The organism is Rummeliibacillus sp. TYF-LIM-RU47 (assembly GCF_008638315.1).
Lineage (GTDB): Bacteria > Bacillota > Bacilli > Bacillales_A > Planococcaceae > Rummeliibacillus > Rummeliibacillus stabekisii.
Genome location: NZ_VVIR01000001.1, coordinates 86,935 through 113,634 on the forward strand (window position 1 = coordinate 86,935; position 26,700 = coordinate 113,634).

Here is a 26,700-nt window from a genome sequence, read left to right on the forward strand (position 1 = left end):
GGCCTAATTTATTTTTCATTAATAAACTGTTTGGTTAACTATTATCCTTTTACAGCATGAAAGATAAAAGATTTGGTGTCTGATGTGGCTTCGGTAAATGTCCAATCTCCATAAACATGGATTTGTGAAAATCCAACTTGTTGTAATGATTCTTGTATTTCTTCTTGAGTTCGGAATATTAATTGCATTTTTTTCTGAATGACAATTTCATTTGTACGTGCAACTTTGATAGTCTCATAAAAAGTAAATATATCACCTACAAATCCAACGTATTCCGTCCAAATTTCTAGTGGTTCATTGTTCAACGGATTTGTTGCAAGATCAGGTGTCATATCTTCCTGCCACTGTTCCCATTCTTTGGCTAAGGGATTTCGTGTATCAAAAATAAAATGTCCGCCAGGTTTTAATGCTCGATATGCATCAGAAATGACGTTCTGCCAACTTTCATCTGTAAGAAATACTTGCGCCACATTGGCCGTCATGATGATAGCATCAAAAACATTTGGTTGTAAATTGGAGCTATCCCCAACAATCCAGGTCACTTCCTCTGGATACTCTTTCGCTTTGGCATATTCGATTGCTTCTTCATTCGGATCAATCGCTGTAATATGATAGCCTGACTCTGAAAAATGGGTTGTTAATCTCCCAGTTCCACAACCCAAATCTGCTATGTATTTCACGTTCAATTTCTTCAACAGGGCTAAGAAGAATTCATTGTCTTTACCACAGCCACTAAGCTGGTCATATACTAACGGAATCATGAATCTACCCACTTTCTACATCATGTTTATTTTAGCCATGATATCAAGAGTCTCGTTGTCCACCTCGGCCAAATTTTAAATCCTTTATTTTAATTTTCGTTAAAAACGGCACCTTCGTTTCAGATATAATAATCGCCCCTAAAATAAGAATCGCACCAAACGCCATTTTAATGGTCAAGACTTCATGCAAAATGAGTACGGAAAAGACCATGCCCCAAAAAGATTCTGTTGAAAGGATGATGGCGGCTTTTGTATCTGTGGTGAACTTCTGAGCAACTGTTTGAAGCAAAAAGGCAGCGCTTGTAGAAAAAATACCCAAATATAAAATAGAGAGTGTTCCGCCCGTTTCAACCGTGTGGAAACTTTCCCCTTTGAAAAAGATAACAGCAAAACCAATAAGGGCAGCAGTCGTCATTTGGACTAATGTCAAAAGGATTGGATCAGCATCCTTCACAAATTTGGCTGTATAAAATATATGGAAGGCAAAACCAACTGCACAGGCTAGTGTTAATAAATCCCCGATATTGATAGAAGAGGACAATTTCAGCGATAGGACACCGATACCGATAATGGCAAGGAACGCCCCAATGAGTTCGAAGTAATCCATCTTTCTTTTATACAAAAGTAAGCCGATAAACGGTACGATGACGACATTGACTGCTGTTAAGAAAGCATTTTTGGAGGGGGTGGTAAATTGTAGCCCGACTGTCTGAAGCGCGAAAGCCAAGTATAAGAAAGTCCCCAATATTGCTCCTTTGAAAATGGTTCCTTTGTCTATTCCTTTTAACTTTTTATAAAAAACAATGCCTAATATGACTGCTCCTATGAAAAAGCGAATCGCCAATATCTGATACGGCGTAAAATGTTCCAAGGCAATGGCACTCGCCACAAAGCCGCTTCCCCAGATAATCGCTGTAATTGTCAGAGCGAGTTCTCCTATGTATTTGCGCATTACTTCCCACCTTCTTTAATATTGATAGCTCTAAACATATCAGAAAATAAAGAGTATTGCTATAATGATTGGTAGAAAAGTTGCCAGGAGGGACGAGATGAGCACATCAACAAAAAGAGAAAAATATAAAATGGAAGAATGGTCGATCAAACAAATTCAAGAAGCTTTGCAGAATGGGGAATTGACGGTTGTAGAGTTAGTGGAATGGTATATAGAGCGAATTAAACAGTTTGATAGCAGCGGTCCTGCAATTAATTCAGTCCTCAACATAAATCCAGATGCATTAAACATAGCTGCTGATATGGATAAGGCAATGGGATCGGGGGAACAAGGCCCTCTTTTTGGAGTTCCTATTCTTTTGAAAGACAATATTGAAACAATGGATCCGATGCCCACTACAGCAGGTGCCATTGCATTAAAAGATAACTATGCGAAGAAGGACTCCTGGGTAGCGAAAAAACTTCGAGAAGCAGGTGCGATCATATTAGGGAAAACCAATATGAGCGAGTGGGCATATTTTATGTCTACTAAGGCACCTAGCGGCTACAGTGGAGTGGGTGGACAAGTTAAAAATCCTTATGGGCCGGAGAATTTCGAGGCTGGATTTGTAGGCGGCTCAAGCTCTGGTTCTGGCGCAAGTATCGCCTCTAATTTTGCGGTGGTTAGTATTGGAACGGAGACATGTGGTTCCATTCTGAATCCATCGAGTTTGAATTCCATTGTGGGTATCAAACCAACAGTCGGACTAATTAGCCGAGGGGGGATTATTCCACTCGCCCTTAGCCAAGATACAGCTGGTCCTATGGCAAGGACGGTAAGAGATGCAGCTATTACATTAGGTGTGTTAACGGGTGTTAATCCAGCTGATCCTATCACAGCAACAAGTGAAGGTAAGGCACTTCAGGATTATACAAAGCATCTCAAGATGGACGGTTTAAAAGGAGCTACAATTGGTGTTGATCCTCGCTTTTTGGATAGGCACGATGAAGAAACGACAGAGCTAAAAGAAATGTTGAATATAGCAATGGATGAATTGCGAAACCTAGGCGCTGTTATAAAGGAAGTGGAGGTCCCTGAACATGATCTCCGTTCCGATGTCCTGTCCTACGAATTCAAGCATCAAGTGAATCAGTATTTAAAGACAACCTCAGATTCTGTATCAGTGAAAACGCTAAAAGACATTATTGCCTTTAATGAAGAAGACCCTGATAACAGGATGAAGTATGGCCAAGATTTATTGATTGAGTCAGAGGGAAGAAGCGAGAGTCTAGAAAATCCAGTTTATCTGAAGCAACGCTCAGATGATGTGAAATTATCAGGAGAACTTGGCATTGATAAGGTAATGGAAGAGAATGGTTTAGATGCTCTGTTATTTTTAAGTGACTCTGGCGATGAATTGCCTGCCAAAGCGGGTTATCCTTCTATCACAGTTCCTGCGGGTTACACAAAAACCGGGCTTCCTGTAGGTTTGACGTTCTCAGGCTTGGCATATAGTGAACCAAAGCTAATCGAATTAGCCTATTCCTACGAACAACAGACGAAGAGGCGCGTACCACCAAAGTTTTAAATGAGAAGGTCATGAGTGGATATTATTCAGGGGAGGAGAATGATGATAAAGAACTTTTTCCTGCAGCTAACGAGTGTTATGCTTTAGAGAAAAATGAATCTAGAACAAAAGATTAATCTAGACGTTTTTATGGTTTTCAAGAAGGAATGAAGCATAATGAAAGAATATTTACTACACGAAAATAGGATATCATTATTTTTATCTTTGTTTATGTTACTGGTTATGTAAGCTCAGTTATCTTTATTGGAGGGCCAGTGACTTACTCAGGGCCAATAGGAGTTTTAATAGGGTTCCTTTTAGTCCAAAGATTGAAGTACAAGAAATATTACAAATCCAAAAAATATTAATCAGTATATAGTTTGCCCTTAATCTCCGAGATTAAGGGCTTCTTTATGTTGACGGAAGTATACAGGTGAAATAGATGGAGATGTAGAATTATATAATTGGCTATAAAATATAATGTGAGCAGAGTGTGTTTTAGAAAAGTACTGTGAGCGGAGCTAAAGCTTTAATCTAACTTGTGATTATCTTCAATAAGATTTTCCGTTGTTGTGCACAATCCTTGAATAAGGATAAGCACTTAATTCATTTAAGGACAATTAAAAGAAACATGTTGTGGAAGTAGAAATTTAATGGAGAGGGAGATTCGTGTGTCGGAAAGCGTTATTTCTAGAGCGGACATTCGTGGGACTGCTTCGGGGGTTATGTTTATGGCCTTTTTCGGGACAGTTTGGGCGGACGTTGGTATTGGAGGTTTGCAGGGCTTAGGTTCTATTTGGTTACTAATTCTTGCAATATTTATCGGTGCTACTTTATTTTTCTCGGGGATTGCATTGATTAGGAGTTCCCGAAACTTGGATAGTACAAATACCCATGGTTCTAAGAATGCCAATGTCAACAAGTGGTTTAATATTGTTTTTGCTACAGAATTTTTGTTGATTATTATTGCGGCTATCATTTGCAATACTGTTGGACATTTCGATTGGTTTTTTCCGATTATGGCTATAATTGTTGGGGTACACTTCTTTCCTCTTGCTTACCTTTTCAAAGTCAAGGCTTATTATGTTACAGGAACGCTCCTTTGTCTGCTTCCGATTGTGACACTACTCTTTGTGCCATTGAGGTCCAGTCTTGGACAGCATCAGATTAACACATGGTGGACATTGGTTGGCTTGGGTTCTATGTTGATATTATGGATAACCAGCCTTGTGATTTTGTCCGTGGGTAGGAGATTACTTAGGATGGCACGAGACCAATAATATTGTTACACACTGGGCGTTTTAGGTGAACATACAGAAACTTTGTTGCTGTTGTGGTTTTAGTTGTTACACTTTATTCCTCCAGAATCTAGTTTCAAATACTGAGACTATCGGTTTTCTATCGAGGTTGCAAGTTTAATTTGAAATAGTGGAAAAATATTCTGAGCCCCATTCGTCTATTTCCACTTTTCTGATATATTAATAGATGAAGATAAAAAAAGCTCTTATTTGTAAGCGTATTCGACAATAGAGTTAGGATAAAAAGGGGAGGTTGTCGCCATGCATGTTTCGTCACTTCTGGAAAAACAGTATACGGATATAGAAAACCGCAAGAGGGCGCTTCGCCATAAAACAGCGGATGAGACTTACCGGAGGAACGCTCAATATCATAAGCCGAGACCATCTATTGAAACGTTGCTGAATTTATTGACGGGAAAGACAGATCAGGAGCACAATGAAGAGTATACTGCTTCTGCCCGCAACCAAAAGGGCAAAGACATAGGAAAGAATAGCATCTGGCGCATACATAATGATCCTGTTACTCAAATAACGAATACATCTCTCAAGGAGTCTACATTTGAGCAAGCACCATCAAAGCAGCACATAAGGGAAAAAGCAATTTCGCGTTATACTTTTCAAACCAGCATGGCCAGACAAGGTTTTCAATTTGCTGAACCAACCATCTACATGTTCATTTAGGAGGGGAGAATGCTATGGCAAAACATAAGATACAAAAAACAAATGCCGTCCGTTTGTTGGATGGTCAAAAAATCCCTTATACATTAACGGAATATGAAGTGGAAGACGGGAAGATTGATGGCGTAGCAGTGGCGCATAAGATTGGGCAGGCAGAGGAGAGTGTATATAAAACGCTTGTTGCAACAAGCGGCAAAGGCAATCTCTATGTTTTTGTCATCCCTGTAGCTTCTGAGCTGAATCTAAAGAAGGCAGCAAAAGCGGTTGGCGAAAAGAAAATAGAGATGCTGCCTGTGAAAGAGCTTCTGCCGAATACAGGTTATATCAGAGGGGGCTGTTCGCCGATTGGTATGAAAAAGCAGTATCCTACATGGATTGATGACGCAGCAGAAAAACTAGATGAAATATTTGTTTCAGCCGGGAAGATTGGTATGCAAATTTGCTTGTCGCCGGAAAGTCTAGCAAAAGCGGCACATGCAAAATTCACATCTCTAGTTTAAAATAGAAGTAATGAATGAAGGAAGGCATGTTCATGCATGGCTTTCTTTTTCTAATGGTGAAAGAAGGGATGAAGTGAAGAAAGTAAATACGTGGCGTTTGCTGTTCTTTTTCGCTGGCCTAATGGTTATTGGGCTGGGTATTGCACTGACAGTAAAAGGCCAGCGTTTTGGCGTCGGTTCATGGGATGTGCTGCATATTGGCCTGTATCAACAGTTTGGTTTATCAATTGGTACATGGTCGGAAATAATAGGCATTCTCATCGTGACACTATCCTCGATTGGTATTAGGCAATGGCCGCATATAGGCACATTCCTTAATATGATTGTGGTCGGGCTCTTCCTTGATTTCTTCAACTGGCTTTTGCCAGATCCGCATCACTTCGCTTTTCAATTAATGGATTTTATTCTCGGTACCATTCTCATCGCTATCGGTTGTGGCCTGTATATACCGGCCCATTTTGGGGCAGGGCCACGAGATACCGTGATGCTGTTGCTTGTTGAAAAACTCGACTGGAGCATTACTTCGGCACGTACCTTCATGGAATTCACTGTAGCAGTCGTCGGCTACTTCCTTGGTGGACCTGTCGGCATTGGTACGGTTGTAATGGTCTTCGCACTAGGGCCCATCATCCAGGTAGCACTTCGGTATAGCGAGAAGGCTTTGAAAAAATGTATGAAAATAGATGACGGTAAACATAAGCAAGTAGAAAAAGAAATCATAGAGCAGTAGTGGCTGGTATAGAAATGCAAAACTAAAAATAGTTATGCTACAATACGATATAGATATGCAGGAAAGGGATGAGGACTTTGTCACACGTACTTAATACATTCTTAAACGAAAATTTACAACAGCTTCGCGACCAAGGATTATACAATGAAATCGATGCCGTTGAAGGCGCGAATGGTCCAGTAATCCAAGTTAAAGGAAAAGAATTAGTTAACTTGTCTTCCAATAACTATCTTGGATTAGCGACAAATCCTGAATTAAAAGAAGTTGCCAAAAAGGCAATTGATAAATACGGCGTAGGTGCAGGCGCTGTGCGTACAATTAACGGTACGCTTGATTTGCATGTGAAGTTAGAAGAAAAATTGGCTGAGTTTAAAGGAACAGAAGCGGCGATTTCCTATCAATCAGGCTTTAACTGTAATATGGCTGCAATTTCAGCTGTTATGGATAAAAATGATGCCATTCTTTCAGACCAACTAAACCATGCGTCTATTATTGATGGCTGCCGCCTATCAAAAGCGAAAATTATTGCATTCAACCATTCTGATATGGAAGATCTTCGCCAAAAAGCGAAAGAAGCGAAAGAATCAGGCCTATACAATAAAATTATGGTCATCACAGATGGCGTCTTCTCAATGGACGGCGATGTGGCAAAATTGCCTGAAATCGTAGAAATCGCAAAAGAATTTGATCTGATTACATATGTGGATGATGCACATGGTTCAGGTGTAATGGGCAAAGGGAAAGGAACAGTCAAACATTTTGGCCTTCAAAATGAGATTGACTTCCAAATCGGTACATTATCTAAAGCAATCGGTGTTGTTGGCGGTTATGTTGCTGGTAAGAAGAACCTAATCGACTGGTTAAAAGTCCGCTCACGTCCATTCTTATTCTCTACAGCATTACCACCAGGTGACGTAGCTGCTATCACACGTGCAGTTCAAATGCTGATGGACTCTACAGAGCTTCATGACAAGCTTTGGGAAAATGGCGATTACTTAAAAGCCGGCCTGAAAAAATTAGGCTTTAATATCGGTCATTCAGAAACACCAATTACGCCATGCATTATCGGCGATGAAAAATTAACACAAACATTCTCAGCTCGTCTTCTTGAAGAAGGCGTCTATGCGAAATCGATTGTGTTCCCAACCGTTCCAAAAGGCACTGGCCGTGTACGCAATATGCCAACAGCTGCCCATACAAAAGAAATGCTTGATAAAGCGCTAGCGATTTACGAAAAAGTCGGTAAAGAGCTTGGTGTTATTTCTTAATATCCTAAAATCTCGCCATTATGGCGGGATTTTTTTATGTTAAAGGACTTTCTAGTATCTCGTTTTTATATACTTTTTGATTCAGAAAAGATAGAATAATATGTAGATTTTTCAGAATTGAAAGTTTACTATGGGAGCGAAAAGTTCAAACGGAGGTGCGCAAACATGAAGATAGGATGCATTCAGTTAAATGTAGCATTTGGTGATGTGGAAAAGAACTTTAAAAGAGCTGAACAGTTCATTCGCGAAAGTGCTAGTAAAGGAGCCAAGCTTGTTGTCTTGCCTGAAATGTGGAATACAGGTTATGCGCTGAAAAAGTTAAATGAATTAGCGGATGACCATGGTGAAAGAACTAAGAACTTCTTGCAAAATTTAGCCACAGAACTTCACATCGATATTGTCGGCGGTTCTGTGGCAACAAAGAGAGATAATTATTTCTACAATACGATGTATGTTGTCGATAAAGAGGGCAAACTAGTAGGAGAGTATGATAAAGTCCATCTTTTCAGCCTCATGGATGAACATTTGCATTTATCCTCAGGAAGCGAAAAGAACAACTTTGCTTTAGGCGACTTGCAGGCGGCGGGCGTTATTTGCTATGACATCCGTTTTCCAGAATGGTTGCGCCTTCATACATTAAATGGGGCAAAAGTGTTGTTCGTGGTAGCACAATGGCCGACGCCAAGAATTGATCATTGGAAATTGTTACTCCAAGCAAGAGCTATTGAAAATCAATGCTTTGTTATAGCTGTCAATCGAATTAGCAACAAGAAAGAAAATTTCAACGGCCAGTCCATGATTATTGGGCCTTGGGGTGAAGTATTGTGGACGGGAAATGAGGATGAAGAGCTTGCTGTTATTGACGTGGACTTATCTAATGTCGATGAAGTGCGAGGACAAATCCCTGTCTATGATGACCGGCGCCCTGATTTATATAAAGATATTCTGGTGTAAGTTCAAGTGAGAGAAGCTATTTCTCTCGCTTTTTACTTTATTGTTCGAACCTGCCTCTTTGGATATAAACGTATATCCATCCCCTCACCGAATATAATATATTCACAAACCCTTTCTACATTCCTCTCGTTGTTTTTATCCCGCATTAACGGGCAGTAAGACCCCCACTTCAAAACTGCAGTATGTAAAGGAGAAGTTTAGTGGGGGGTAACTGCCCGTAAAAGCCCGATTGGTTCAACTAACCTTCAGTGGGGATAAAAAACCCCCACTGAATGAAGTTTCACTTTATATGGAAAATAAAACGTTACATTTTGGTAAATGCTCTTTATGACTTGTCATCTCACTTGTCTCATTTTAGAATTAGAACAAATGTTCTTTATTGAATGGAGGGAGTTCGCTGTGCTGTATGAAAATATGCCAAATAGATCGATTATGTGTATAGATATGCGTTGTTTTTATGCGAGCTGCATGGCGACACTCGCTGGTTTGAATGTGCTGAACGAAGCGGTTGCCGTTGTTGGTAATCTGGAGCAGCAAAGCAGTATCGTGCTTTCTGCATCTCCCATGGCGAAAAAACGTTTCCAAATAAAAACGGGCACTCGGTTATTTGAAATTCCGAAGCACCCCGATATCCATGTGTTTGAAGCAAAGATGGAGTACTTTGTGCGCATGTCTGTTGAAATCACTAAATTATTTACGAGCTATGTACCGAGCGAAGCGATTCATGTTTACAGTATTGATGAAAGCTTTATTGACTTAACAGGCACGGAGAAGCTATGGGGTGATCCAGAACGAACAGCGCGTGCCATCCAGAATGAACTTTACAAGCAATTCGAAATTCCAAGCACTGTCGGTATGGGACCTAACATGCTTCTAGCAAAGCTTGCACTCGATTTAGAAGCGAAAAAAACAGGTTTTGCAAAATGGGACTTTGAGGATGTTGAGAAAAAGCTATGGCCTGTTATGCCGCTATCTGAAATGTGGGGAATTGGACGCCGCACCGAACGAACGCTAAACCACATGGGTATTTTTTCAGTGGGCGATTTAGCAAATGCTGATTTATCTGCACTCGAAGAGAAGTTCGGCATTATGGGCAACCAGCTTTACCACCATGCATGGGGGATTGATTTATCTACCGTAGGAGAAGCACCAATTGTTGAAGGCCAAATCAGTTTCGGCAAAAGCCAGATATTAAAACGCGATTACCATACGAAAAAGGAAATCTTCATCGTGCTGCTTGAGATGTGTGAGGATGTAGCAAGGCGGGCAAGGGAAGCTTATAAAGTGGGCCGCACCATTACATTGGGCATATCGTATAGCCGCGATGCTTTTGGCGGAGGCTTCCAACGCGCAAAAACAATTGATGAAGCGACCAATGATACAATGGCGATTTATCGTGTATGTCTGCAGCTTTTTGAAGAGCATTACAACGAACGTCCCGTGCGACAAATCAGCATCAGCATATCAAAATTAGAATCGGAACAATCACTACAGCTTAGCCTCTTTGATACAAAACGCTGGAAACGTCGTAAGCTCGGCGCTGCAATGGATCACCTTCGTGCACATTACGGTTCGACAGCTATCCTTCGCGCCGTTTCGTATACAGAGGCAGGTACTGCAATTGGACGCGACGGATTGCTTGGAGGGCACAAGCGCTAAAGTCTGAGGGAATTTTACAGCTTGTTAATGCGAGACGGGATAAAAAGGAGATGTGTGTTAGTGCTACGCGACCGAGGGAATATCAAGTGGACGGCTATGATGCTGCCGGAACATGTTCACCGTTTAAAAAATTGGCAAAGTGAATTAAAGCAAATCAAAAAACCTGCATATGACGAATGGACACTGCAGGCGTTAGAAGAGGAAGTACTTCAAGCATACTACAGCAAAAAACAAGTAGTAGTAGAAGTATGGCATGACAAAACGAGCCGCAGCTTTACAGGCATCATTGCCAACCTTAACAGTGAAAAGAAAAAACTGTTAATCCAAGATCAAGATACATTTTCTAAAAATCATTGGGTGGATGTGGACTGTATTATTCATTTGGAAATATTAGCGTGAAAATCATAAATAATAATAATCAAATAAAATATAAAAGCCACAAACGTATAGATTCAACGTTTGTGGCTTTTTAGGTGTACACACAGAGTTTGCTAAAATCCCTTTCACATTTGAAGTTCTTTCATATCTTTCAAGGAATAATAAAGCATGTACTTCTGTACACCTCTTGCATGTTCGATTGCTTCAGCTGAGTATCGGCTAAAGTTTTCTTTATTTTTCTCCTTGGCAGAAATCAAACTTTCAATTGAAGGAGCCATCCATTTTTCAGTTAACCGCGGAAGCATTTCACGTGCGTTCTCGATATTTCCAAGCAGGGCTTCGCTATGGGCAATCATATAGCTTTGATAAGGCTCTTTCTGAATTTGTTTTGCTTCAGTCAGCGCTTGGTCATAATGTTCTTCTAGTAGGGCAAGCAAGCATGCGTAATTATGTTTGATATAAGGCTGTTGATGAGTGGAAATTATTCGTTGAAGTGCTTCTTTTTGTTCTGCTAAGGATTCATGGGCGATGGCGTATGGATAGGCAAATAATGCTTTTTGCTTGTTCCTTTTAAGGAAGCGGTCAATTTTTTTTAGATTATTTGTCCACCATAGTGCATTGAAGTGGGGATAAAGTGTAAACATAAATACATATAAGATAAGCAAAATTACGATTAGCCATGTAGGAATATCCATTAAAAGCAGAAAAGAGCATGCTAGGATGGCGAATAAATAAATAAGCGTTAATTTTACTAATTCCATTCGTTCACTCCTTTTTTCGTTTAGTATAAATGAAAATTCAAGAAAAGTCCCAGAAGAAATCAGTGGATAAGCACTAGTTGTGCTTTCTAGAAATACAGTATATAATAAACTCGGAAAATTACTTTAAATAATAGGTGCTAATGGGTTTATTTGTACACTGGGAGAATACAAATGTTTTTGAGAAGGGAAATTGTACTGTCGGAAAAAGCAATTGTATGTAATAGAGGGAGGATTATACAATGAAAAGAATAATGATAACAGGCGCGTCTGGCCAAATCGGTTCAGAATTAGTGGCGAAGCTAAGAAAAGAATATGGTACCGAAAATGTACTAGCTACAGATATAAAAGAGAGTGCAAACCAAGCAGGGCCATTTGAAAAATTAGATGTAACAGATGCAAAACGTATGCATGAATTAGCGAAGAATTTTGAAGCAGATACAATCATGCATATGGCAGCATTATTGTCAGCAACAGCTGAAGAAAGACCATTGTTCGCTTGGAATTTAAACATGGGCGGTCTTGTGAATGCTCTTGAAGTAGCACGCGAATTAAATATGCAATTCTTTACGCCAAGTTCTATCGGCGCGTTTGGCCCATCAACACCGAAAAATAATACGCCTCAAGATACATTACAACGTCCGACTACTATGTACGGCGTAAATAAAGTAGCGGGTGAACTTCTTTGTGATTATTATTTCACACGCTTTGGCTTAGATACGCGCGGCGTTCGTTTCCCTGGCTTGATCTCCAATGTGACTCCTCCAGGCGGCGGTACAACAGACTATGCGGTAGATATTTATTATAAAGCTGTACAAGAAGGCAAATATACTTCTTATATCGCACAAGGTTCATATATGGACATGATGTATATGCCTGATGCATTGCAAGCAATCGTTGACTTAATGGAAGCGAATCCAGAAAAACTAATTCACCGTAATGCATTCAATGTAACAGCGATGAGCTTTGAACCAGAAGAAATTGCAGCTTCCATCCGCAAGGTAATGCCAGACTTTACAATGGATTATAGTGTGGATCCTGTACGCCAAGCAATTGCGGACAGCTGGCCGAATTCGATTGATCCAACAGCGGCAAAAGAAGAATGGGGCTTTAAAGCAAAATTCGATTTAGACGCAATGACAATCGATATGTTAAATGTATTAAAAGAAAAATTAAAATAGACTAGGCAAGGAACAGCATTTTAAAAATGCTCATCCTATATGAAAAAGGGGCACGAAAAAGTGGCATATCACTTTTTGGGCCTCTTTTTGCTTATTCGGATTTTAATTCTTAAATAATAGTTTTTCAGAAGAAGGACTTTGTTATTGATCTTTGTATTTTATCAAAGCTTTATTATACTCTGTGCTCTCTTCACTTTTCTTATAATAAACCTTTAAAGTATTGGGCTTCCCCCACCAAATTGGCCATCTCACTATCTTTGCTGAATATGAAGATAAAAGCCTTATGTGTAAATGTGATTGTTGTAATGTAGTGGCTAGAGTAGAACACTACATTATAACGGGACAACAAGTTCTTTGTGTGGCTATTTAAAAGGAAAAACTATTGCACGAGACCTTTCCTAAAAAACCATTATAAAAAAGACAAAATTCAATCAAAGCTGTTGTTTTTTTTATTCCTATAATTTTGATTTATACTTAATATAAAACGATTTTTGGAGGTATTTATTTGTTGTATAGTCCGAAATGGAGTAAAGCAAAAAAACAATTGAAAAGCTTCACTTGCGAATCTTTGCGTTCGAGAGTGGATTTTCAAGTTATTAATTATAGACGCGCGCACGACCAGTTAGGTAGAGCCGTCATTACGGTAGATAAAGTTGAAAAGTTAAATATGTGTACACTCATTGCAGAGAGAGAAGAATTTCGCAAAAAATGGGCTATACGAAAACAATTAGATGATTTTAACTTTGATGACGTAACTCATAATCGGGATCTTCAAGATGAAGCACATCAATTACTGAAAAATGAGGCGATTTATGGACAATATGATTTCTTTTTTGCTTTAGAACAATATTTCAATGCTTCAATACAAGAAAGTCGACAGTCCTCCGATATTTTAATCAAAATATTATCTCTTTTAGACCGTCGCATAGGTAAACGATCATTAATGAAAATAAATGACACTATTGCAAATGAACATCCATTTGTCCAAGACTTTTTTAAACTACGTTGTGAAGCGGAAAATATAAGAATCATCATTTAAAACAATTTATTAATAAATTAAACCAATTAAGGTAAATGGATATATTTATGATAAAGTATATCTTGGAACAAATACTATAAAGCTATTACAGGAGAGTCCTAACATGAAAAGGAAAATGAATTACATAATATTACTTTTAACGACCATCTTTATAGTCGGTTGTACCGAAGGTGGATCCATTAAAGATAAAGAAACAAATTCACAAGAAGTAAACACAGTTGATACAAATAAAAATAGTGAAAAAGATGAAACTATCACTTCGGTTATTGGTGAAACAGTAGCAAAGAAAACACCAACTAAACCAAATAAAAAACTGTTCTCAGGATACAAACTTATTAAAGTTTATGGTGGTGATCTTTCTGGGTATCGAAAATCAAACGTCGTCGTTGACATTGGTTTTGGAAATCGTGAATATTGGGGATTTACGAATGAGCATGGGCAACTGGTTCGTGTTATTGCCGACAAAATTGTTCTACAAGATGACCGTACCGAACCAGTAACATCGTCTGGTAGATACTACCCTGATGAAGCAAAAGTTCCAGGTGTTGAAAGAGCAGATTTAGATGAAGGACATATCATTGCGGATTCTCTCGGAGGGGTATCAAATGCTTACAATATTACTCCACAAGAAAGTACACTCAACCGACATGGTGATCAAGCATATATGGAAGATGCCATTCGTAAAGCTGGTGGGGCTACAAACTTTGAAGCCATTATTACCTATCCTAATACGCAAACACAAATTCCCTCAAGCTATCAGTATACCTATACGATAAAGGGTGAGAAAATCGTTGATAAATTTAAGAATGTGAACCCTGATAAAGTAAACAAATCGCTCGGTCTAACTGGCAATAAGGCTTCCAATTCAACTACAACTCGTTCAAACAGAAAAGGCAATATTTCTAGTGTTGATACAAATGGTGATGGACAAGTGACGATTAAAGAAGCAAAAGCAGCAGGTTATAGTATGCCAATAACGAGGAAACATTGGTTATACCCATATATGGATGATCGAGATAATGATGGTATGGTAGGGGAATAGGTATTTAGAAATTAAGGTAAAATAAATTTCAAAGAAATAGATGAATACAGGCCTTTATCGATTTTCATTCAAAAAACGACTAAACCTTGATTATAAAGGAGTTAGTCGTTTTTTGATGGTTTCAAATTAGAATGGAAAGTTTATTAACACTATTCTGGATAGAGTAGCATTCAAGGTAGACTTTTTCATTCTTTCTTCAAGTAAAGTGGCAGTCTAATTGTAGCTGTTATTCCACAATCGGGCTATTTAATGCTGTGGGAATATGTGAAAGATAATATTTTACTTTCAAAATAAACAAACCCTATAAAGGATTACTTGATGAGGATATAATTCTTGTTCAACTAACAGGCTAATTTAAGAAGGTATATTAATGTCTTTAGACGAATATTGTTTTTTAGATACATATTGCATATTGAAAGGGTGAAGGTGTATGGAGGATGTAATTAATGGAATAAACCACTGGATACAAACATTACCGAAGGTATATAACTCAATGTCAGAAACAGAAATATCAAATCGTCCATTACAAAATAAATGGTCCAAAAAGGAGATTTTAGGACATCTATGCGACTCTGCAATAAATAATATTAATAGTTTTGTAAAGATTCAGTACGAAGAACAACCATTTGTTATCCAATCATATAGGCAAAACCAATGGGTAATTCTTCAGAAATATCAAGAAAGACCACTTGATGAGATATTAAACCTTTTTTTATCATTAAATAAGCAAATCATAAATACTATCTCGAACATTCCAAAAGAGAGATTATCAAATCTTTGTGATATAGGAGATAATCAACAAAAAACATTAGAGTGGCTCGTAAAAGATTATCTTAAACATATGGAACATCATATTAACAATCAAATCCTTATTAAAAATAATGCCTAATATTGATAGCATTTCGGTAACTTACAGGTTCTTTAGTTGAATAATGTAATAAAGTTAGACTACACATCAGACATGTTTAATATGTGTGGCCTAATTGTCTAAACTGTTTTGCTTTCTTAACCTAAATGTAACGATGACCGAGATAATGATGTAATGAGTGATGAACTTGAAAGAGAATTTATGCAAAATAATTTTCCTAGTTTAGAGAAATAAAAGGTGATCATAAAAAAGTTCCAATCATCGAAAGGATGACTGGAACTTTTTTGGCTTGGTTGATTAACCTAGCCGTGTTTTTTTAAGGATGCTCAATTCATGAAGGGAAGGGAATTATTTTTTGTTAACTACTAATACAAGTTTGCCTTGGTCTAACTCTTTTTCGCCGGCATCTGCTTCTGCTTCGCTTAGACCCACAGCTTGCATTTCGGTGCGTAATTCATCGCCGCGTTTAGCCACTAAGTTTTTCATGGATTTGAAGAAACCTTGTTCTTTCATACCCACTTCAGCTGTATCTAATGCATCTGCAATATCATCTTCGCGTTCTTGATAGTGCGCGAATACATAGACATCATCACGGCTGTAGCCTTGAGCTTCTAACTTTTCGATTTCTTCTTTCGCTTGTACTGCGTTTTCTACTGTAATTTTTGTAACCATTTAAAATTCCTCCTCTGTTGATTATATTTATGGTATTCCCTGAAAAAGAAAGATTAAACCTGGCCACTTTAAATTTACTAATCTAGTCAACCAGCATTCATTAAAAGCTCTTAACCAGCATAAATATAGAAAGAGTTAATAGATTTGAAAGAAGGTAGACAAAAGGGAGCTGGTAGAACAATGATGGGAACGCCATTAGTATTAACTGATTTTGTAAAAAGAGCAGAGCGCTATTTTCCAGAGAAACTAATTATTTCACGAACTGCTGAAAATATGATTCACAGAATCAACTATCGAGAGTTCGGGAGACGGACAAGAAGATTGGCGGAGGCGCTCACGAAGCTAGGTATGAAAAAAGGAACGAAGGTAGGTTCTTTTGCATGGAACCATCATCGGCATTTAGAAGCTTATTTTGCAGTACCTTGTGCAGGCGCCGTATTGCATATGATCAATATTCGTTTGTCGCCTGAGCATATTGTCTACATTATCAATCATGCGGAGGACGAAATCCTATTAGTTGATGGCGATTTATTTCCATTAATAGAGAAGGCAATTCCATTATTAACATCTGTAAAGCATATTGTCGTAATGCAAGACAATCATGAGTTGCCGCCAACAGATTTGAAAAATGTCCATTCGTATGAACGATTGCTTGAAGATGCAAGCGATGCGTATGAGTTTCCTGAGGACCTGGATGAAAATATGCCGGCTGGGATGTGCTATACAAGTGCGACGACAGGCTTCCCAAAGGGTGTAGTATACACACATCGCAGCTTGGTGCTCCATAGTTTAGCGCTCGGCTTGGCAGATTCACTGGGATTGCGTGAAAACGATGTTTCGATGCCAGTGGTGCCAATGTTCCATGTCAATGCATGGGGTATGCCGTTTGCTGCGGTCAACTTTGGGACAACTCAGGTACTGCCAGGTCCAATGTTCACGCCATCTTTACTGCTTGATTTAATTGACAAAGAGAAAGTAACCATCACAGCAGGTGTTCCCACTATTTGGCTTGGTGTTTTAAAAGAATTGGAACAAAATAAGAGAGATATTTCATCCTTGCGCGTGATTGTCTGCGGTGGCGCCGCTTCTCCAAAAGGGCTAATCCAGACATTTGAAGAAAAATATAATGTCCCATTCATTGTCGGATATGGCATGACAGAAACAACGCCAATCGTTAGTTTATCCACCTATACGTCTGATATGCAGCATTGGTCTAAAGAAGACAAGCTCAATATTCGTGCCACGCAAGGTCTAACGGTTTCACTACTTGAAACGCGCGTCGTAAATGAACAAGGGGAAGTACCATGGGACGGCAAGACGATGGGGGAATTAACAGTTAGAGGGCCGTGGATTGCGGATGAATATTATAAAGATGAAAGAACAAAAGAAGCATTCAAGGACGGTTGGCTGTATACAGGTGATATCGCTGTGATGACGCCGGAGGGCTATATTAAAATCACCGACCGTGTGAAAGATTTAATCAAAAGTGGCGGAGAGTGGATATCGTCTGTGGATCTTGAAAATGCTTTAATGACACATCCGCAAGTATTCGAGGCGGCCGTGATTGCAGTGCCGGATGAAAAATGGCAGGAAAGACCGCTTGCATGTGTCGTCTTAAAAGAAGCGAGCACCACGACAAAAGAAGAGTTGCTAAGTTATTTGGAAGGCCAATTCGCAAAGTGGTGGGTTCCGGATGATGTAGTGTTTCTCAATGAAATTCCGAAAACCTCTGTTGGTAAGTTTTTAAAGACTAAACTCAGGGATGATATCCACGAGCTGAGAAAATAAAAATAAAAAGGACCTGTGATTATTTCACAAGTCCTTTTTCTAATTAATCTTCTATCAATTTATTAAAATTAATGCGTTTATTAAGCCCCATCATTACTGGAATCCCAACAGCCATTACGGCAAGTTCACCTACAGCACATGTAAACCATGTGTAAAGGAAAGGAAGATCATAAAGAAGATGTAGTTCAATGGCGATTAAGAACATTGTTACTGTAAAGACGATTGTATTAAATATCATCTTCGCTAACTGTCCTTTAATAAAACGGATGGAAATAATCGTAATCGTAAGTGCTAACACAGATTGCCCAACACCAAAAGCTAAATCATATACGCCAAGTGGTGAAAAGAAATTAGCAATTATTACACCTACTACAATTCCAATCATATATTTCTTGTTAAAAACAACAAGATGGTTGAACATTTCCGAGATACGGAATTGTATCGCAGTAAATCCAAAAGGCGCGATCAGCAATGTAACGGCAACATAAAGAGCCGCAATAATACCGCTGATTGCGAGAGACTTTGTTTTCATTATTGTATTCCCCCTAGTTTTTTTACGTGGGATGGTCTCGAACCACGTGTTTAGAGCAAATCATTATTTTACTCCTGTTTAGCCGGGTTGTCAAAATGCTTTTGCAAACACTCAAAGAAGCTCTTTTGCATAAGATTCGTTATAATAGAAGAACAAAAACAGCAGTGCCTTTGCTTTAAAAGGAGCATTATATGGAGAAATATTTACCGAAAAACGTTTGCATTCTTTTTTTGCTTCTTGGCGGATTTGTAACAGTACTCGGCGTGCTTACCCAATTATCACATGAAACGCAGGCAGGAAGCTGGAGCTGGCGAGAAATTGTGATGGTTGTAGTCGGTATTGTAGTCTATTTCACTTTTGCCTTTACGGGTTTTTACTTTTTAATTGCTCGTATTAAAAAAAGAGGAATCGCCTGGACTAAAAGAAGAGTTTCAATAGATTTCAGCAATCATGAATTGTACTGGCATGAAATCGAGTCCATCGTTTTGAAGAAATATCCGGGGATTGGTAAGGTAACAACGATTGTGACTAAGCCAGAATACCGAGATGAGATTCAACAACGTTTAGAAAAAAGAAAATCGGCAGTAGAGTCATTTGATATATTGTGGATTGCAGTCCAAAAGCCAAACATTATGCACCAAGAGATGATGAAAGCTTTTAAGCAATTTGAAAACCTCCATAGGGTATAAGCTACCTATATGGAGGTTTTATTTTAGGAACACGAAAGGAGTTTAGCAAATGAAAATCATAATAGGAGTCGACGCAGGGGGCACAAAGACGGAAGCAGCTGCTTATGATTTAGACGGGAATCTATTGCATACAAGTATTTCGGGGTTTGGTAATGTGCTCATACATGAAGAAAGAGCACTTCATCATATAATGGAGGCAGTCGATGCCTGCCAATCTGCGCTTTCAAAAACAGAGTGTGTGCATTTATATATGGGCATTGCGGGATATGAAAGCTCATTAAATCAAGAGCTCATTCACCAACACTTCAAGAACTATTACAAGACAAAGGTAGATATAGTACAAGACAGCATCATCGCTCATGCAGCTTCTCTTAAAGGGCAAGATGGTATCTTGACGATTGCTGGGACGGGGTCTGTTTGTTTTGGTGTGCACGACGGTATTCAAAAGATGACAGGAGGCTTTGGCCATTTGCTTGGAGATGAGGGGAGTGGCTATTGGATCGTCATTCAATCATTGAAAGCCATGATTAAAGAGGAGGATCAGGGAGTAGCCTATTCATCTTTAACAAGGACAGTATTAAAAGAATTGGGACAAACCTCTGTTCAGGACATAAAAGATTTTGTTTATTCCTCTCCTAAGGCAGAAATTGCACGCCTCGTACCCGTCATTGTAAAAGACGCTGAAATAGGCGGTGAAAAAGCGCTGCAAATTTTAAGTGAGGCAGGAGAAGAGCTTGCCGAGCTGACATGGAATGCGTATAAAAAATTACAATACAAAGAAGAAGAAAAAGTGGCTATTGCCATAAAGGGCAGTATTCTCGTTAATATTCCTTTTGTACAAGAAAAATTCACTGAAATTCTTCGCCAGCGAATCCAAAACGTTCAGTTTATAACAGAAGATATTTCTTCTACGGCGGGATGCTATTACTTGGCGAAGTTAAATGGTGAAACTCCTTCTAATTGAATGCTTTTATATACATTCCAAAAGGTGCTAAGCTTGATGCATTATGGTAGAAACTTCTCCGAATGATTCCCATGATAATGGAATTCTTCCTGAGAGGTGAGCATACCTAGTAAGGACGTATCGCTGTTAAGGGGGAAATAAAATGATAACGATTAAGAGGTTAGTAGATTGTACAATTGCAGATGCGGTAACAGCCTGGAACGATGGGTTTGAAGGATACTTTGTGGATGCAACCACTACTCCAGAAAAATTATTAACAAGAATGGTTATGGAAGATCTTTCACCTGCTTTATCTATCATCGCCTTTGAAAACAATCGACCAATAGGGATTGTGATGAACGGTGTAAGAATGGATCACGGCCAAAAGGTTGCTTGGAATGGCGGCACCGGAGTTAGTAAGGATTATAGGGGTAAAGGGATCGGGAAATTACTAATAGAATCAACGCTCTCCATTCTACAAAAGGAGAATGTTAATATAGCAACACTTGAGGCGATAAGTGAAAATACGGTCGCCATTTCCGTCTATAAGAAGAAGGGTTATCTTGTTGAAGATACTGTAGAATTCTTAAATCTTAATGGAAAGCAAAAACAAAATCTAATTGGTGAGGTAAAAAGAAAATTTACGGTTGAACGAGTAGCGCTACAACAAATTGGTCAACTACCATTTTATAAATCGACGAATCCATGGCAGACCCGATGGCAAAGCGCGAAAAGTGGTGAGGGCCTCCTCGTAAAAGAAGAAAATGGTGATGTACTTGGCTACGCTTACTACAAAAAGAATTATAATGATCAAGGTGTCCATACAGGTACCACCATGTATCAGTGTGAGGCAAAACCAGAACGAGTAGACGCTGAAGAGATTATCTATCAATTAATAGGTTGTGTTTTTGGGGATTTTACAGATAATATCAATCGAACAGTTCCTAATTTACCAATGAACAAAAGTAAAAAAACCTATAGTGCCTTAAGAAAGATAGGTTTCGAAACAACAGCTCAGCAAGTGTATATGGTGAAAGAAATTTAAAGTAGTAAATATTATGATAGCTTGTATTAAATACCGGGACTTATAAAAATAAATTATATAAGGAAGGGGCGCTATTTACTGGCGTATACCCTTCTATTCCTCTTTTATCAAAATGCATAGTATGAAGAGTCGAAAATCTAAATTCGAAATTTTTATCTATTTTATTCCATTTGGCGCTTTTTTTATTGAAATGTGTTAATATTAAAATAACTTTAGTGAACGGAGGTGAGAAGAATGGAAAAGTTAGCTATGGAAACAGGTGTAAAAGTAAATACAGCTATGTATTTTGCATCTGTTATTGCTTTTGATTTTGCTACTAACGGGACAAGTGTGCCCTTTTTTAGAAAAATTAATAGTGTTTTAGCTAACTAACAACATTCTTTTCACAATTTTTAAGGAAAGACTGCTTAGTTATAGCAGTCTTTTTTTATTTCCAAAGGGGAGCTTTAGAGTATGCAATTAAAAGTAGAAAATATAACAAAAATATTAGGTGGAAACACCATTTTTACCAATTTATCAGTTGAAGTAAATTTAGGTGAACGAGTGGCTATTGTTGGACGTAATGGGTGCGGTAAAACGACTTTATTTAAAGTGATAGCGGGAATCGAGCAACCAGATGAAGGGCGTATAGTAAAGACAAAAGGTCAAACAATTGGTTACTTGCATCAAATTCCGATGTTTAAGGATATTACTGTGTTCAACGTATTGTCCCAAGCATTCGAGCAGCTACATGAAATGAAGGCTCGTTTAACGGAACTGGAGCAAATGATGGCTATAAACATGAGCGAAAAGGTTTTAACTCAATATGGGGATCTATTAGAGCAATATCAATTAGCTGGTGGTTATGAAATTGAAGCAAAGATTGCTTCTATCTCAAATGGGCTGAAGATCACGCAACTTTTGGAGCAACCTTTTGAAGCATTGAGTGGTGGTGAGAAGACGAAGGTAATGCTCGCGCAAATTTTGCTGAAGCAACCAAATATATTACTTTTAGATGAGCCAACAAACCATCTTGATTTAGCAGCTATTGAATGGCTAGAAGATTATTTAAACTATTTTAAAGGAACAGTATTGATCGTATCTCACGATCGGGCTTTTTTAAATAATGTCGTTAATAAAATATTAGAAATTGAGGATGGAGAAATTTGGGTTAGTAAAGGGAACTACGATCAATATGTGAGAAATAAAGAAGCAAAAATTGCTCAGCAGTTCGCTGAATATCAGGAGCAACAAAAAAAGATTCAAAAAATCAAAGAAGCAATACGCCGATTGCGTCAATGGGCAAATGAGGCATCACCACCAAATCCAGATTTATATCGAAAAGCAAAAGTTATGGAAAAGATGCTCGAACGTATGGATCTGGTGAAGAAGCCGAGAGTTGAGCGGCAGATGAACCTGCAGTTAAAAGCTGATGAGCGTTCAGGAAAAGAGGTGTTTTTACTCAATCACGTTTCACATGGCTTTGAAGAAGATTTCTTATTTATGAATGTACATTTACCAATCTTTTATCGGGATCGTTTAGCGATTGTTGGTAACAATGGGACCGGCAAATCAACGTTACTCAAAATATTACTTGGAGAATTAATACCAATAGATGGGGAAGTGAAGCAAGGAAGCAATTTAAAAATTGGCTATCTGGCTCAGCAGTTCGGACAATTTAATAAAGAAGAGCGATTAATTGAAGCCTTTCGTCGTGATGTTTCAATGACGGAATACGAGGCACGCCATATGCTCGCACAATTTTTATTTTATGGTCATGATGTGTTTAAAAAGGTAGAACAATTGAGTGGTGGAGAAAAGATGCGACTGAGATTAGCTCAGTTGATGGTTCAACAATGTAATGTGCTTGTGTTGGATGAACCTACAAATCACCTTGACATTGAATCGCGTGAAGCACTTGAAGAGGCGATTGAAAAATTTGACGGTACAATAGTAGCGATTAGTCATGATCGATACTTTTTACAAAAGCTGTTCACCAAAACAGCTTGGCTAGAAAATCAGCAATTAACACTGCATGATGGCCCATTTGAGTGGGCAAAAATGAAGCAGAAAAAGTTATACAACGAATAAGATCGAGAAAATCTTTGTAAGAGGAATTCTTAAACCCTAAAATATAAATACTACATTTTAGGGTTTTTCTATATTGGTTTTACATTTAAAAGCCAAAAGAATTACATAAAGTTTAATGAAGATTTGAGAAGAAGGAAGTGTTAACTTAAGCTAAAAAGAACATTGAACAAATTATAATTTTTTTGGAGGTATGACTGTTGGAGAAGACAAAAACACAGGTGAGGGTCTATTTAAGTATATTTGGCGATTCATTTCCCTTAGAAGATATTACTGAAAAATTAGGGATTGAACCTTCTAATACATATAGAAAAGGAGATAGAATTCCCAATCGTTCAAGTAAACTGTCGAGAAAAGAAACTTCGTGGCATTTAGATACAGGCTACCAAGAATCTTTTGATGTAGAAGAACAATTACAACAAATTATAATGCCGCTTCAAAATAAGGTATCCATAATTCAGGAGATCAAACAAACTTATTCTGTTGTATGTAAATTCTTTATTGTAATCATTATGGAAGAAGGAGATACCCCTGGTCTTTACTTAGATACGGACGTAATAAATTTTGCATCAAGTATTGGTGCTGAATTTGATATAGATTTATATGCAAACCCTTATGAAGATGATTTTTGTTTGGATTGAATTCTTGTTTTAAATAGTATATGATTTACAGAATTACATATAAAAGCTACGAAAAGAAGAGTAAACCCACGTACTATCTACAGAGACCTCTGATTGCTGAAAAAGAGGGATAGGAAAGGCGTTGAAACAAGGCTTGGAGCTGTGCATTGGATTTGTTCACTGGAATAATGATGATGCAACGTATTCTCACGTTACAGAGATAGAGTATCGCAGGTGAATTATTCACAAAGCCGTACTCGATAAGGCCTCTGCAGCAATGTAGAGATGAACTGGGGTGGCACCGCGATATGACTCGCCCCCAAGATAAATATCTTGGGGGTGAGTTTTTTATTTTGTTTTACAAAAATAAAATAGGAGTGGTGACATGTTCAGATGGAAGTATCCTTTCATACTATTAGGAGGAATAGGTATTTCAAATGTGGGCGCTTGGGTTTATCTCATTGCATTAAACTTAATTATATTGAATAAAACAGGTTCCCCACTTGCCATTGCTTTATTATATATACTACATCCAATTGCAACTATATGTTCAAATGCTTGGGCAGGTAGTCTAATTGATCGGGTAAATACAAGGCGACTGATGATGGGATTAGATATTTTTCGAGCAATATGTATTGCGTTCATTCCATTTTTACCGTCACTGATTTATGTTTATATACTAGCGTTTATCATTAATATGGGAAGTGCTATTTTTCAACCTACCTCTATGGTTTATATGACTAAACTAATACCTGAAGCTGATCGGCAACGGTTTAACGCACTTCGTAGTTTTATCAACTCATGTGGCTCACTAATAGGCCCTGCCATTGCTGGAATGTTATTTTGGATGGGCACTCCTTATACGGCTATTCATATAAATGCAGTAGCATTACTATTTTCAGCTCTAATTATTAAGATGCTACCTAATGTGGACTCGAGACTTAAAGAAACAGAGAGGCAAAGAATTACATGGCAATTGATAAAAAAAGATTTTCGAGTTGTTTTTCATTTCAGTAGAAGTAATACCTATGTCGTAAAAATATATTTATTATTTAGTGGTACTACTATAATCATGACCGCAATAGATTCGCTCGAAGCAGCTTTTGCTAAAGGCGTACTTTCAATGTCAGACACCAATTATGGGTTTTTATTAAGTGTCTTTGGAGGTGGAATAATAATAGGTTCAATTATTAACTCCCTCTATTCAAAAAAACTTGCAGTTAATCTTTTAATAGGTATGGGCACAATTTCCACTTCAATTGGTTATATAATATTTTATAGTTCGGATGGCTTTTTTAGTGCAACGCCTGGTGTATTTTTAATAGGAATTGCTGTGACGTTTGCTAATACAGGGTATATGACTTTCTACCAAAATCATGTTCCTGTCGGGATGATGGGGAGATTTGAAAGTCTTTTTAGTGTGGTGGAAGCAGGTTTTATTGTTGTTATAACTGTTTTAATAGGCTTTGCAGCTGAATTAACTTCGATCCGGCCTGTAGGGTTAATAGGCTCCTTTGCCTTTCTCGCTGTAGGGTTATTAGCATGGAAAGTCGTAACAGGTGAAAAGCGGCAGGAATACTTTTGAAAAAATGGTGCTTCTTTAAATAGTTAATTATAAAAAGGCTTGACCAATAAAGTAATGGGCAAGCCTTTTGCAACTCCAGCTTAAAAAAGCTTATATCAATATCATGGGCCACTCAGCAATTTATTCGGACAAAATCAAAGCTCTATTGTGGTCACTCACACTTAGAATTATAGCTTCTTTAGCTGAATCATGAACTTCAGTAATCGGGAGTTTCTTTAAAGATGGTGTTTTGGAATGTGATGAAATTAAACATATACAAAGAGGTGGCTCTTAATGAGAAAAGTTGAAGTGAAAGCATATAACGAGTGCTGGAATTCAATGTTTGAGGTAGAAGCAAATTTATTGTATAAGATATTCAGTTCCGAAATCATTGATATTCATCATATTGGTAGTACATCTGTAAAAGGTCTAAAGGCAAAACCAATCATTGATATAATGCCCGTGGTTACAGATGTAAATAAAGTTGATGAATTTAATATTCCTATGATGGCCATTGGTTATGTACCAAAAGGAGAAAACGGGATTTATCAAAGACGATACTTTCAAAAAGGCGGAGATCATCGAACTCATCATCTTCATTTTTACCAATTTGATAACCACAATATTAATCGTCATCTGGCTTTTCGTGATTACTTGATATCACATCCAGATGTCGCTAAAAAATATGGAGATGTGAAAGAGGGACTCTCCAAACGTTTTCCTTACGATATTGAGTCATATATTAAAGGCAAAGAGCAGCTAGTCTTGGAGATTGAACTAAAAGCAAATGCCTGGTATCAAAGCATAAGGCAACCAGACAGTAAAAATCTCCCTACATTTGAACTGTAGGCTATTACCGATCAGGAGAGAAATATTGAATGAATATATATATGTTGATTATAAGCTCCATATTTTTATTATTTATTGCAGGCAATGCCTTTTATGTAACTTTTAAAAGATTTAAAGAGGACAACGATTTTATTCTTAATACTTTAGATTGGATTGATTCGTTATTTAGTGTTCTCTTATTAATTTCTGAGAAATTTACAACACCAAAATATCATATTGTGATCTTTAAAATGCTTTCCTTCATATTTGGGTTGCTCTTTTTAGGATTTACTGTTTTATTATGGATTCTTTTTGTTTAATACAGAAGAGAAGCTGGAAG

The 26,700-nt window shown here is 38.0% G+C and carries 27 protein-coding genes, 1 riboswitch and 1 other annotated feature; of the genes, 22 read left to right on the forward strand and 5 right to left on the reverse strand.

Annotated features, from left to right (window positions below; translation table 11 throughout):
• Positions 1-41 precede the first annotated feature (41 nt).
• Together F0527_RS00490 and F0527_RS00495 are read right to left on the reverse strand one after the other, a co-directional pair.
• Positions 42-761, reverse strand: coding sequence for a class I SAM-dependent methyltransferase (locus F0527_RS00490; protein ID WP_150283398.1), 720 nt, complete (start codon positions 759-761; stop codon positions 42-44).
• A gap of 43 nt (positions 762-804) precedes the next feature.
• On the reverse strand, positions 805-1,713 hold the full coding sequence (locus F0527_RS00495; RefSeq protein WP_150283399.1) for a DMT family transporter: 909 nt from the start codon (positions 1,711-1,713) through the stop codon (positions 805-807).
• A 97-nt stretch (positions 1,714-1,810) separates the two neighbouring features.
• Between F0527_RS00495 and F0527_RS00500 the strand changes: the two genes are divergently transcribed.
• The 9 genes from F0527_RS00500 (at position 1,811) to F0527_RS00540 (ending at position 10,745) form a co-directional block, all read left to right on the forward strand.
• Positions 1,811-3,280 carry an amidase family protein gene (locus F0527_RS00500; protein WP_223823497.1) on the forward strand — a complete coding sequence of 490 codons (1,470 nt, stop codon included), beginning with the start codon at positions 1,811-1,813 and terminating at the stop codon, positions 3,278-3,280.
• Between the two features lie 650 nt (positions 3,281-3,930).
• Positions 3,931-4,539, forward strand: coding sequence for a DUF7010 family protein (locus tag F0527_RS00505; protein ID WP_223823498.1), 609 nt, complete (start codon positions 3,931-3,933; stop codon positions 4,537-4,539).
• 279 nt (positions 4,540-4,818) lie between these two features.
• On the forward strand, positions 4,819-5,238 hold the full coding sequence (locus tag F0527_RS00510) for a hypothetical protein (RefSeq protein ID WP_150283401.1): 420 nt from the start codon (positions 4,819-4,821) through the stop codon (positions 5,236-5,238).
• A gap of 14 nt (positions 5,239-5,252) precedes the next feature.
• A complete protein-coding gene (ybaK, locus tag F0527_RS00515; protein ID WP_147195542.1) occupies positions 5,253-5,735 on the forward strand; it encodes a Cys-tRNA(Pro) deacylase in 483 nt (160 codons plus the stop codon).
• Between the two features lie 73 nt (positions 5,736-5,808).
• The gene (locus tag F0527_RS00520; protein ID WP_223823499.1) at positions 5,809-6,465 is read left to right on the forward strand and encodes a YczE/YyaS/YitT family protein; all 657 of its coding nucleotides are present in this window, start codon (positions 5,809-5,811) and stop codon (positions 6,463-6,465) included.
• 68 nt (positions 6,466-6,533) lie between these two features.
• Positions 6,534-7,733: a glycine C-acetyltransferase gene (locus F0527_RS00525; protein ID WP_184117531.1), complete on the forward strand. Its 1,200-nt coding sequence runs from the start codon at positions 6,534-6,536 to the stop codon at positions 7,731-7,733.
• Between the two features lie 165 nt (positions 7,734-7,898).
• Positions 7,899-8,687, forward strand: coding sequence for a carbon-nitrogen family hydrolase (locus F0527_RS00530; RefSeq protein ID WP_150283403.1), 789 nt, complete (start codon positions 7,899-7,901; stop codon positions 8,685-8,687).
• Positions 8,688-9,089: 402 nt separating this feature from the next.
• Positions 9,090-10,346, forward strand: coding sequence for a Y-family DNA polymerase (locus F0527_RS00535; RefSeq protein WP_150284872.1), 1,257 nt, complete (start codon positions 9,090-9,092; stop codon positions 10,344-10,346).
• Positions 10,347-10,406: 60 nt separating this feature from the next.
• The gene (locus F0527_RS00540; RefSeq protein ID WP_190323349.1) at positions 10,407-10,745 is read left to right on the forward strand and encodes a YolD-like family protein; all 339 of its coding nucleotides are present in this window, start codon (positions 10,407-10,409) and stop codon (positions 10,743-10,745) included.
• 104 nt (positions 10,746-10,849) lie between these two features.
• Here F0527_RS00540 and F0527_RS00545 read toward each other — a convergent pair whose 3' ends face one another.
• A complete protein-coding gene (locus F0527_RS00545) occupies positions 10,850-11,485 on the reverse strand; it encodes a hypothetical protein (protein WP_150283405.1) in 636 nt (211 codons plus the stop codon).
• A 239-nt stretch (positions 11,486-11,724) separates the two neighbouring features.
• On the opposite strand from F0527_RS00545, the gene F0527_RS00550 reads away from it, so the two are divergent.
• From F0527_RS00550 to F0527_RS00565, 4 genes are all read left to right on the forward strand, one after another.
• A complete protein-coding gene (locus F0527_RS00550) occupies positions 11,725-12,663 on the forward strand; it encodes an L-threonine 3-dehydrogenase (RefSeq protein ID WP_150283406.1) in 939 nt (312 codons plus the stop codon).
• Between the two features lie 505 nt (positions 12,664-13,168).
• On the forward strand, positions 13,169-13,702 hold the full coding sequence (locus F0527_RS00555; protein WP_150283407.1) for an SF0329 family protein: 534 nt from the start codon (positions 13,169-13,171) through the stop codon (positions 13,700-13,702).
• Positions 13,703-13,805: 103 nt separating this feature from the next.
• The gene (locus F0527_RS00560; protein ID WP_150283408.1) at positions 13,806-14,744 is read left to right on the forward strand and encodes a DNA/RNA non-specific endonuclease; all 939 of its coding nucleotides are present in this window, start codon (positions 13,806-13,808) and stop codon (positions 14,742-14,744) included.
• A 430-nt stretch (positions 14,745-15,174) separates the two neighbouring features.
• On the forward strand, positions 15,175-15,633 hold the full coding sequence (locus F0527_RS00565) for a DinB family protein (protein ID WP_150283409.1): 459 nt from the start codon (positions 15,175-15,177) through the stop codon (positions 15,631-15,633).
• A gap of 327 nt (positions 15,634-15,960) precedes the next feature.
• Here F0527_RS00565 and F0527_RS00570 read toward each other — a convergent pair whose 3' ends face one another.
• The gene (locus tag F0527_RS00570) at positions 15,961-16,284 is read right to left on the reverse strand and encodes a YflT domain-containing protein (RefSeq protein WP_066791620.1); all 324 of its coding nucleotides are present in this window, start codon (positions 16,282-16,284) and stop codon (positions 15,961-15,963) included.
• Positions 16,285-16,464: 180 nt separating this feature from the next.
• Between F0527_RS00570 and F0527_RS00575 the strand changes: the two genes are divergently transcribed.
• The gene (locus F0527_RS00575) at positions 16,465-18,072 is read left to right on the forward strand and encodes a long-chain fatty acid--CoA ligase (protein WP_150284873.1); all 1,608 of its coding nucleotides are present in this window, start codon (positions 16,465-16,467) and stop codon (positions 18,070-18,072) included.
• A 43-nt stretch (positions 18,073-18,115) separates the two neighbouring features.
• Here F0527_RS00575 and F0527_RS00580 read toward each other — a convergent pair whose 3' ends face one another.
• A complete protein-coding gene (locus tag F0527_RS00580; RefSeq protein ID WP_066791621.1) occupies positions 18,116-18,604 on the reverse strand; it encodes a QueT transporter family protein in 489 nt (162 codons plus the stop codon).
• 7 nt (positions 18,605-18,611) lie between these two features.
• Positions 18,612-18,656, reverse strand: a riboswitch (PreQ1 riboswitch).
• A gap of 139 nt (positions 18,657-18,795) precedes the next feature.
• Between F0527_RS00580 and F0527_RS00585 the strand changes: the two genes are divergently transcribed.
• The 8 genes from F0527_RS00585 (at position 18,796) to F0527_RS00615 (ending at position 26,381) form a co-directional block, all read left to right on the forward strand.
• Entirely contained in the window at positions 18,796-19,293 is a 498-nt protein-coding gene (locus F0527_RS00585; RefSeq protein WP_150283410.1) for a hypothetical protein, read from the forward strand.
• 49 nt (positions 19,294-19,342) lie between these two features.
• On the forward strand, positions 19,343-20,257 hold the full coding sequence (locus F0527_RS00590) for an N-acetylglucosamine kinase (RefSeq protein WP_150283411.1): 915 nt from the start codon (positions 19,343-19,345) through the stop codon (positions 20,255-20,257).
• Positions 20,258-20,399: 142 nt separating this feature from the next.
• Positions 20,400-21,281, forward strand: a complete 882-nt coding sequence (locus tag F0527_RS00595; protein WP_150283412.1) for a GNAT family N-acetyltransferase — start codon at positions 20,400-20,402, stop codon at positions 21,279-21,281.
• Between the two features lie 234 nt (positions 21,282-21,515).
• Positions 21,516-21,653 (forward strand): RAxF-45 family protein, encoded by a 138-nt coding sequence (locus F0527_RS16890; RefSeq protein ID WP_173668500.1) that lies wholly within the window; start codon positions 21,516-21,518, stop codon positions 21,651-21,653.
• Between the two features lie 81 nt (positions 21,654-21,734).
• Positions 21,735-23,351, forward strand: a complete 1,617-nt coding sequence (gene abc-f, locus F0527_RS00600) for a ribosomal protection-like ABC-F family protein (protein WP_150283413.1) — start codon at positions 21,735-21,737, stop codon at positions 23,349-23,351.
• Positions 23,352-23,548: 197 nt separating this feature from the next.
• Positions 23,549-23,989, forward strand: coding sequence for a DUF4279 domain-containing protein (locus F0527_RS00605; RefSeq protein WP_150283414.1), 441 nt, complete (start codon positions 23,549-23,551; stop codon positions 23,987-23,989).
• Positions 23,990-24,028: 39 nt separating this feature from the next.
• Positions 24,029-24,292: a binding site (T-box leader), on the forward strand.
• Positions 24,293-24,353: 61 nt separating this feature from the next.
• Positions 24,354-25,553, forward strand: a complete 1,200-nt coding sequence (locus tag F0527_RS00610; RefSeq protein ID WP_150283415.1) for an MFS transporter — start codon at positions 24,354-24,356, stop codon at positions 25,551-25,553.
• Positions 25,554-25,826: 273 nt separating this feature from the next.
• Positions 25,827-26,381, forward strand: coding sequence for a GrpB family protein (locus F0527_RS00615; RefSeq protein ID WP_150283416.1), 555 nt, complete (start codon positions 25,827-25,829; stop codon positions 26,379-26,381).
• Positions 26,382-26,700 lie beyond the last annotated feature (319 nt).

What these genes read in the sequence shown, in the direction of transcription:
- F0527_RS00490 (WP_150283398.1), bottom strand. Translation starts at nt 761, where the DNA reads ATGATTCCGTTAGTATATGACCAGCTTAGTGGCTGTGGTAAAGACAAT.
- F0527_RS00495 (WP_150283399.1), bottom strand. Translation starts at nt 1,713, where the DNA reads ATGCGCAAATACATAGGAGAACTCGCTCTGACAATTACAGCGATTATC.
- F0527_RS00500 (WP_223823497.1), top strand. Translation starts at nt 1,811, where the DNA reads ATGAGCACATCAACAAAAAGAGAAAAATATAAAATGGAAGAATGGTCG.
- F0527_RS00510 (WP_150283401.1), top strand. Translation starts at nt 4,819, where the DNA reads ATGCATGTTTCGTCACTTCTGGAAAAACAGTATACGGATATAGAAAAC.
- ybaK (WP_147195542.1), top strand. Translation starts at nt 5,253, where the DNA reads ATGGCAAAACATAAGATACAAAAAACAAATGCCGTCCGTTTGTTGGAT.
- F0527_RS00525 (WP_184117531.1), top strand. Translation starts at nt 6,534, where the DNA reads ATGAGGACTTTGTCACACGTACTTAATACATTCTTAAACGAAAATTTA.
- F0527_RS00530 (WP_150283403.1), top strand. Translation starts at nt 7,899, where the DNA reads ATGAAGATAGGATGCATTCAGTTAAATGTAGCATTTGGTGATGTGGAA.
- F0527_RS00545 (WP_150283405.1), bottom strand. Translation starts at nt 11,485, where the DNA reads ATGGAATTAGTAAAATTAACGCTTATTTATTTATTCGCCATCCTAGCA.
- F0527_RS00550 (WP_150283406.1), top strand. Translation starts at nt 11,725, where the DNA reads ATGAAAAGAATAATGATAACAGGCGCGTCTGGCCAAATCGGTTCAGAA.
- F0527_RS00560 (WP_150283408.1), top strand. Translation starts at nt 13,806, where the DNA reads ATGAAAAGGAAAATGAATTACATAATATTACTTTTAACGACCATCTTT.
- F0527_RS00565 (WP_150283409.1), top strand. Translation starts at nt 15,175, where the DNA reads ATGGAGGATGTAATTAATGGAATAAACCACTGGATACAAACATTACCG.
- F0527_RS00570 (WP_066791620.1), bottom strand. Translation starts at nt 16,284, where the DNA reads ATGGTTACAAAAATTACAGTAGAAAACGCAGTACAAGCGAAAGAAGAA.
- F0527_RS00575 (WP_150284873.1), top strand. Translation starts at nt 16,465, where the DNA reads ATGATGGGAACGCCATTAGTATTAACTGATTTTGTAAAAAGAGCAGAG.
- F0527_RS00580 (WP_066791621.1), bottom strand. Translation starts at nt 18,604, where the DNA reads ATGAAAACAAAGTCTCTCGCAATCAGCGGTATTATTGCGGCTCTTTAT.
- F0527_RS00585 (WP_150283410.1), top strand. Translation starts at nt 18,796, where the DNA reads ATGGAGAAATATTTACCGAAAAACGTTTGCATTCTTTTTTTGCTTCTT.
- F0527_RS00590 (WP_150283411.1), top strand. Translation starts at nt 19,343, where the DNA reads ATGAAAATCATAATAGGAGTCGACGCAGGGGGCACAAAGACGGAAGCA.
- F0527_RS00595 (WP_150283412.1), top strand. Translation starts at nt 20,400, where the DNA reads ATGATAACGATTAAGAGGTTAGTAGATTGTACAATTGCAGATGCGGTA.
- F0527_RS16890 (WP_173668500.1), top strand. Translation starts at nt 21,516, where the DNA reads ATGGAAAAGTTAGCTATGGAAACAGGTGTAAAAGTAAATACAGCTATG.
- abc-f (WP_150283413.1), top strand. Translation starts at nt 21,735, where the DNA reads ATGCAATTAAAAGTAGAAAATATAACAAAAATATTAGGTGGAAACACC.
- F0527_RS00610 (WP_150283415.1), top strand. Translation starts at nt 24,354, where the DNA reads ATGTTCAGATGGAAGTATCCTTTCATACTATTAGGAGGAATAGGTATT.
- F0527_RS00615 (WP_150283416.1), top strand. Translation starts at nt 25,827, where the DNA reads ATGAGAAAAGTTGAAGTGAAAGCATATAACGAGTGCTGGAATTCAATG.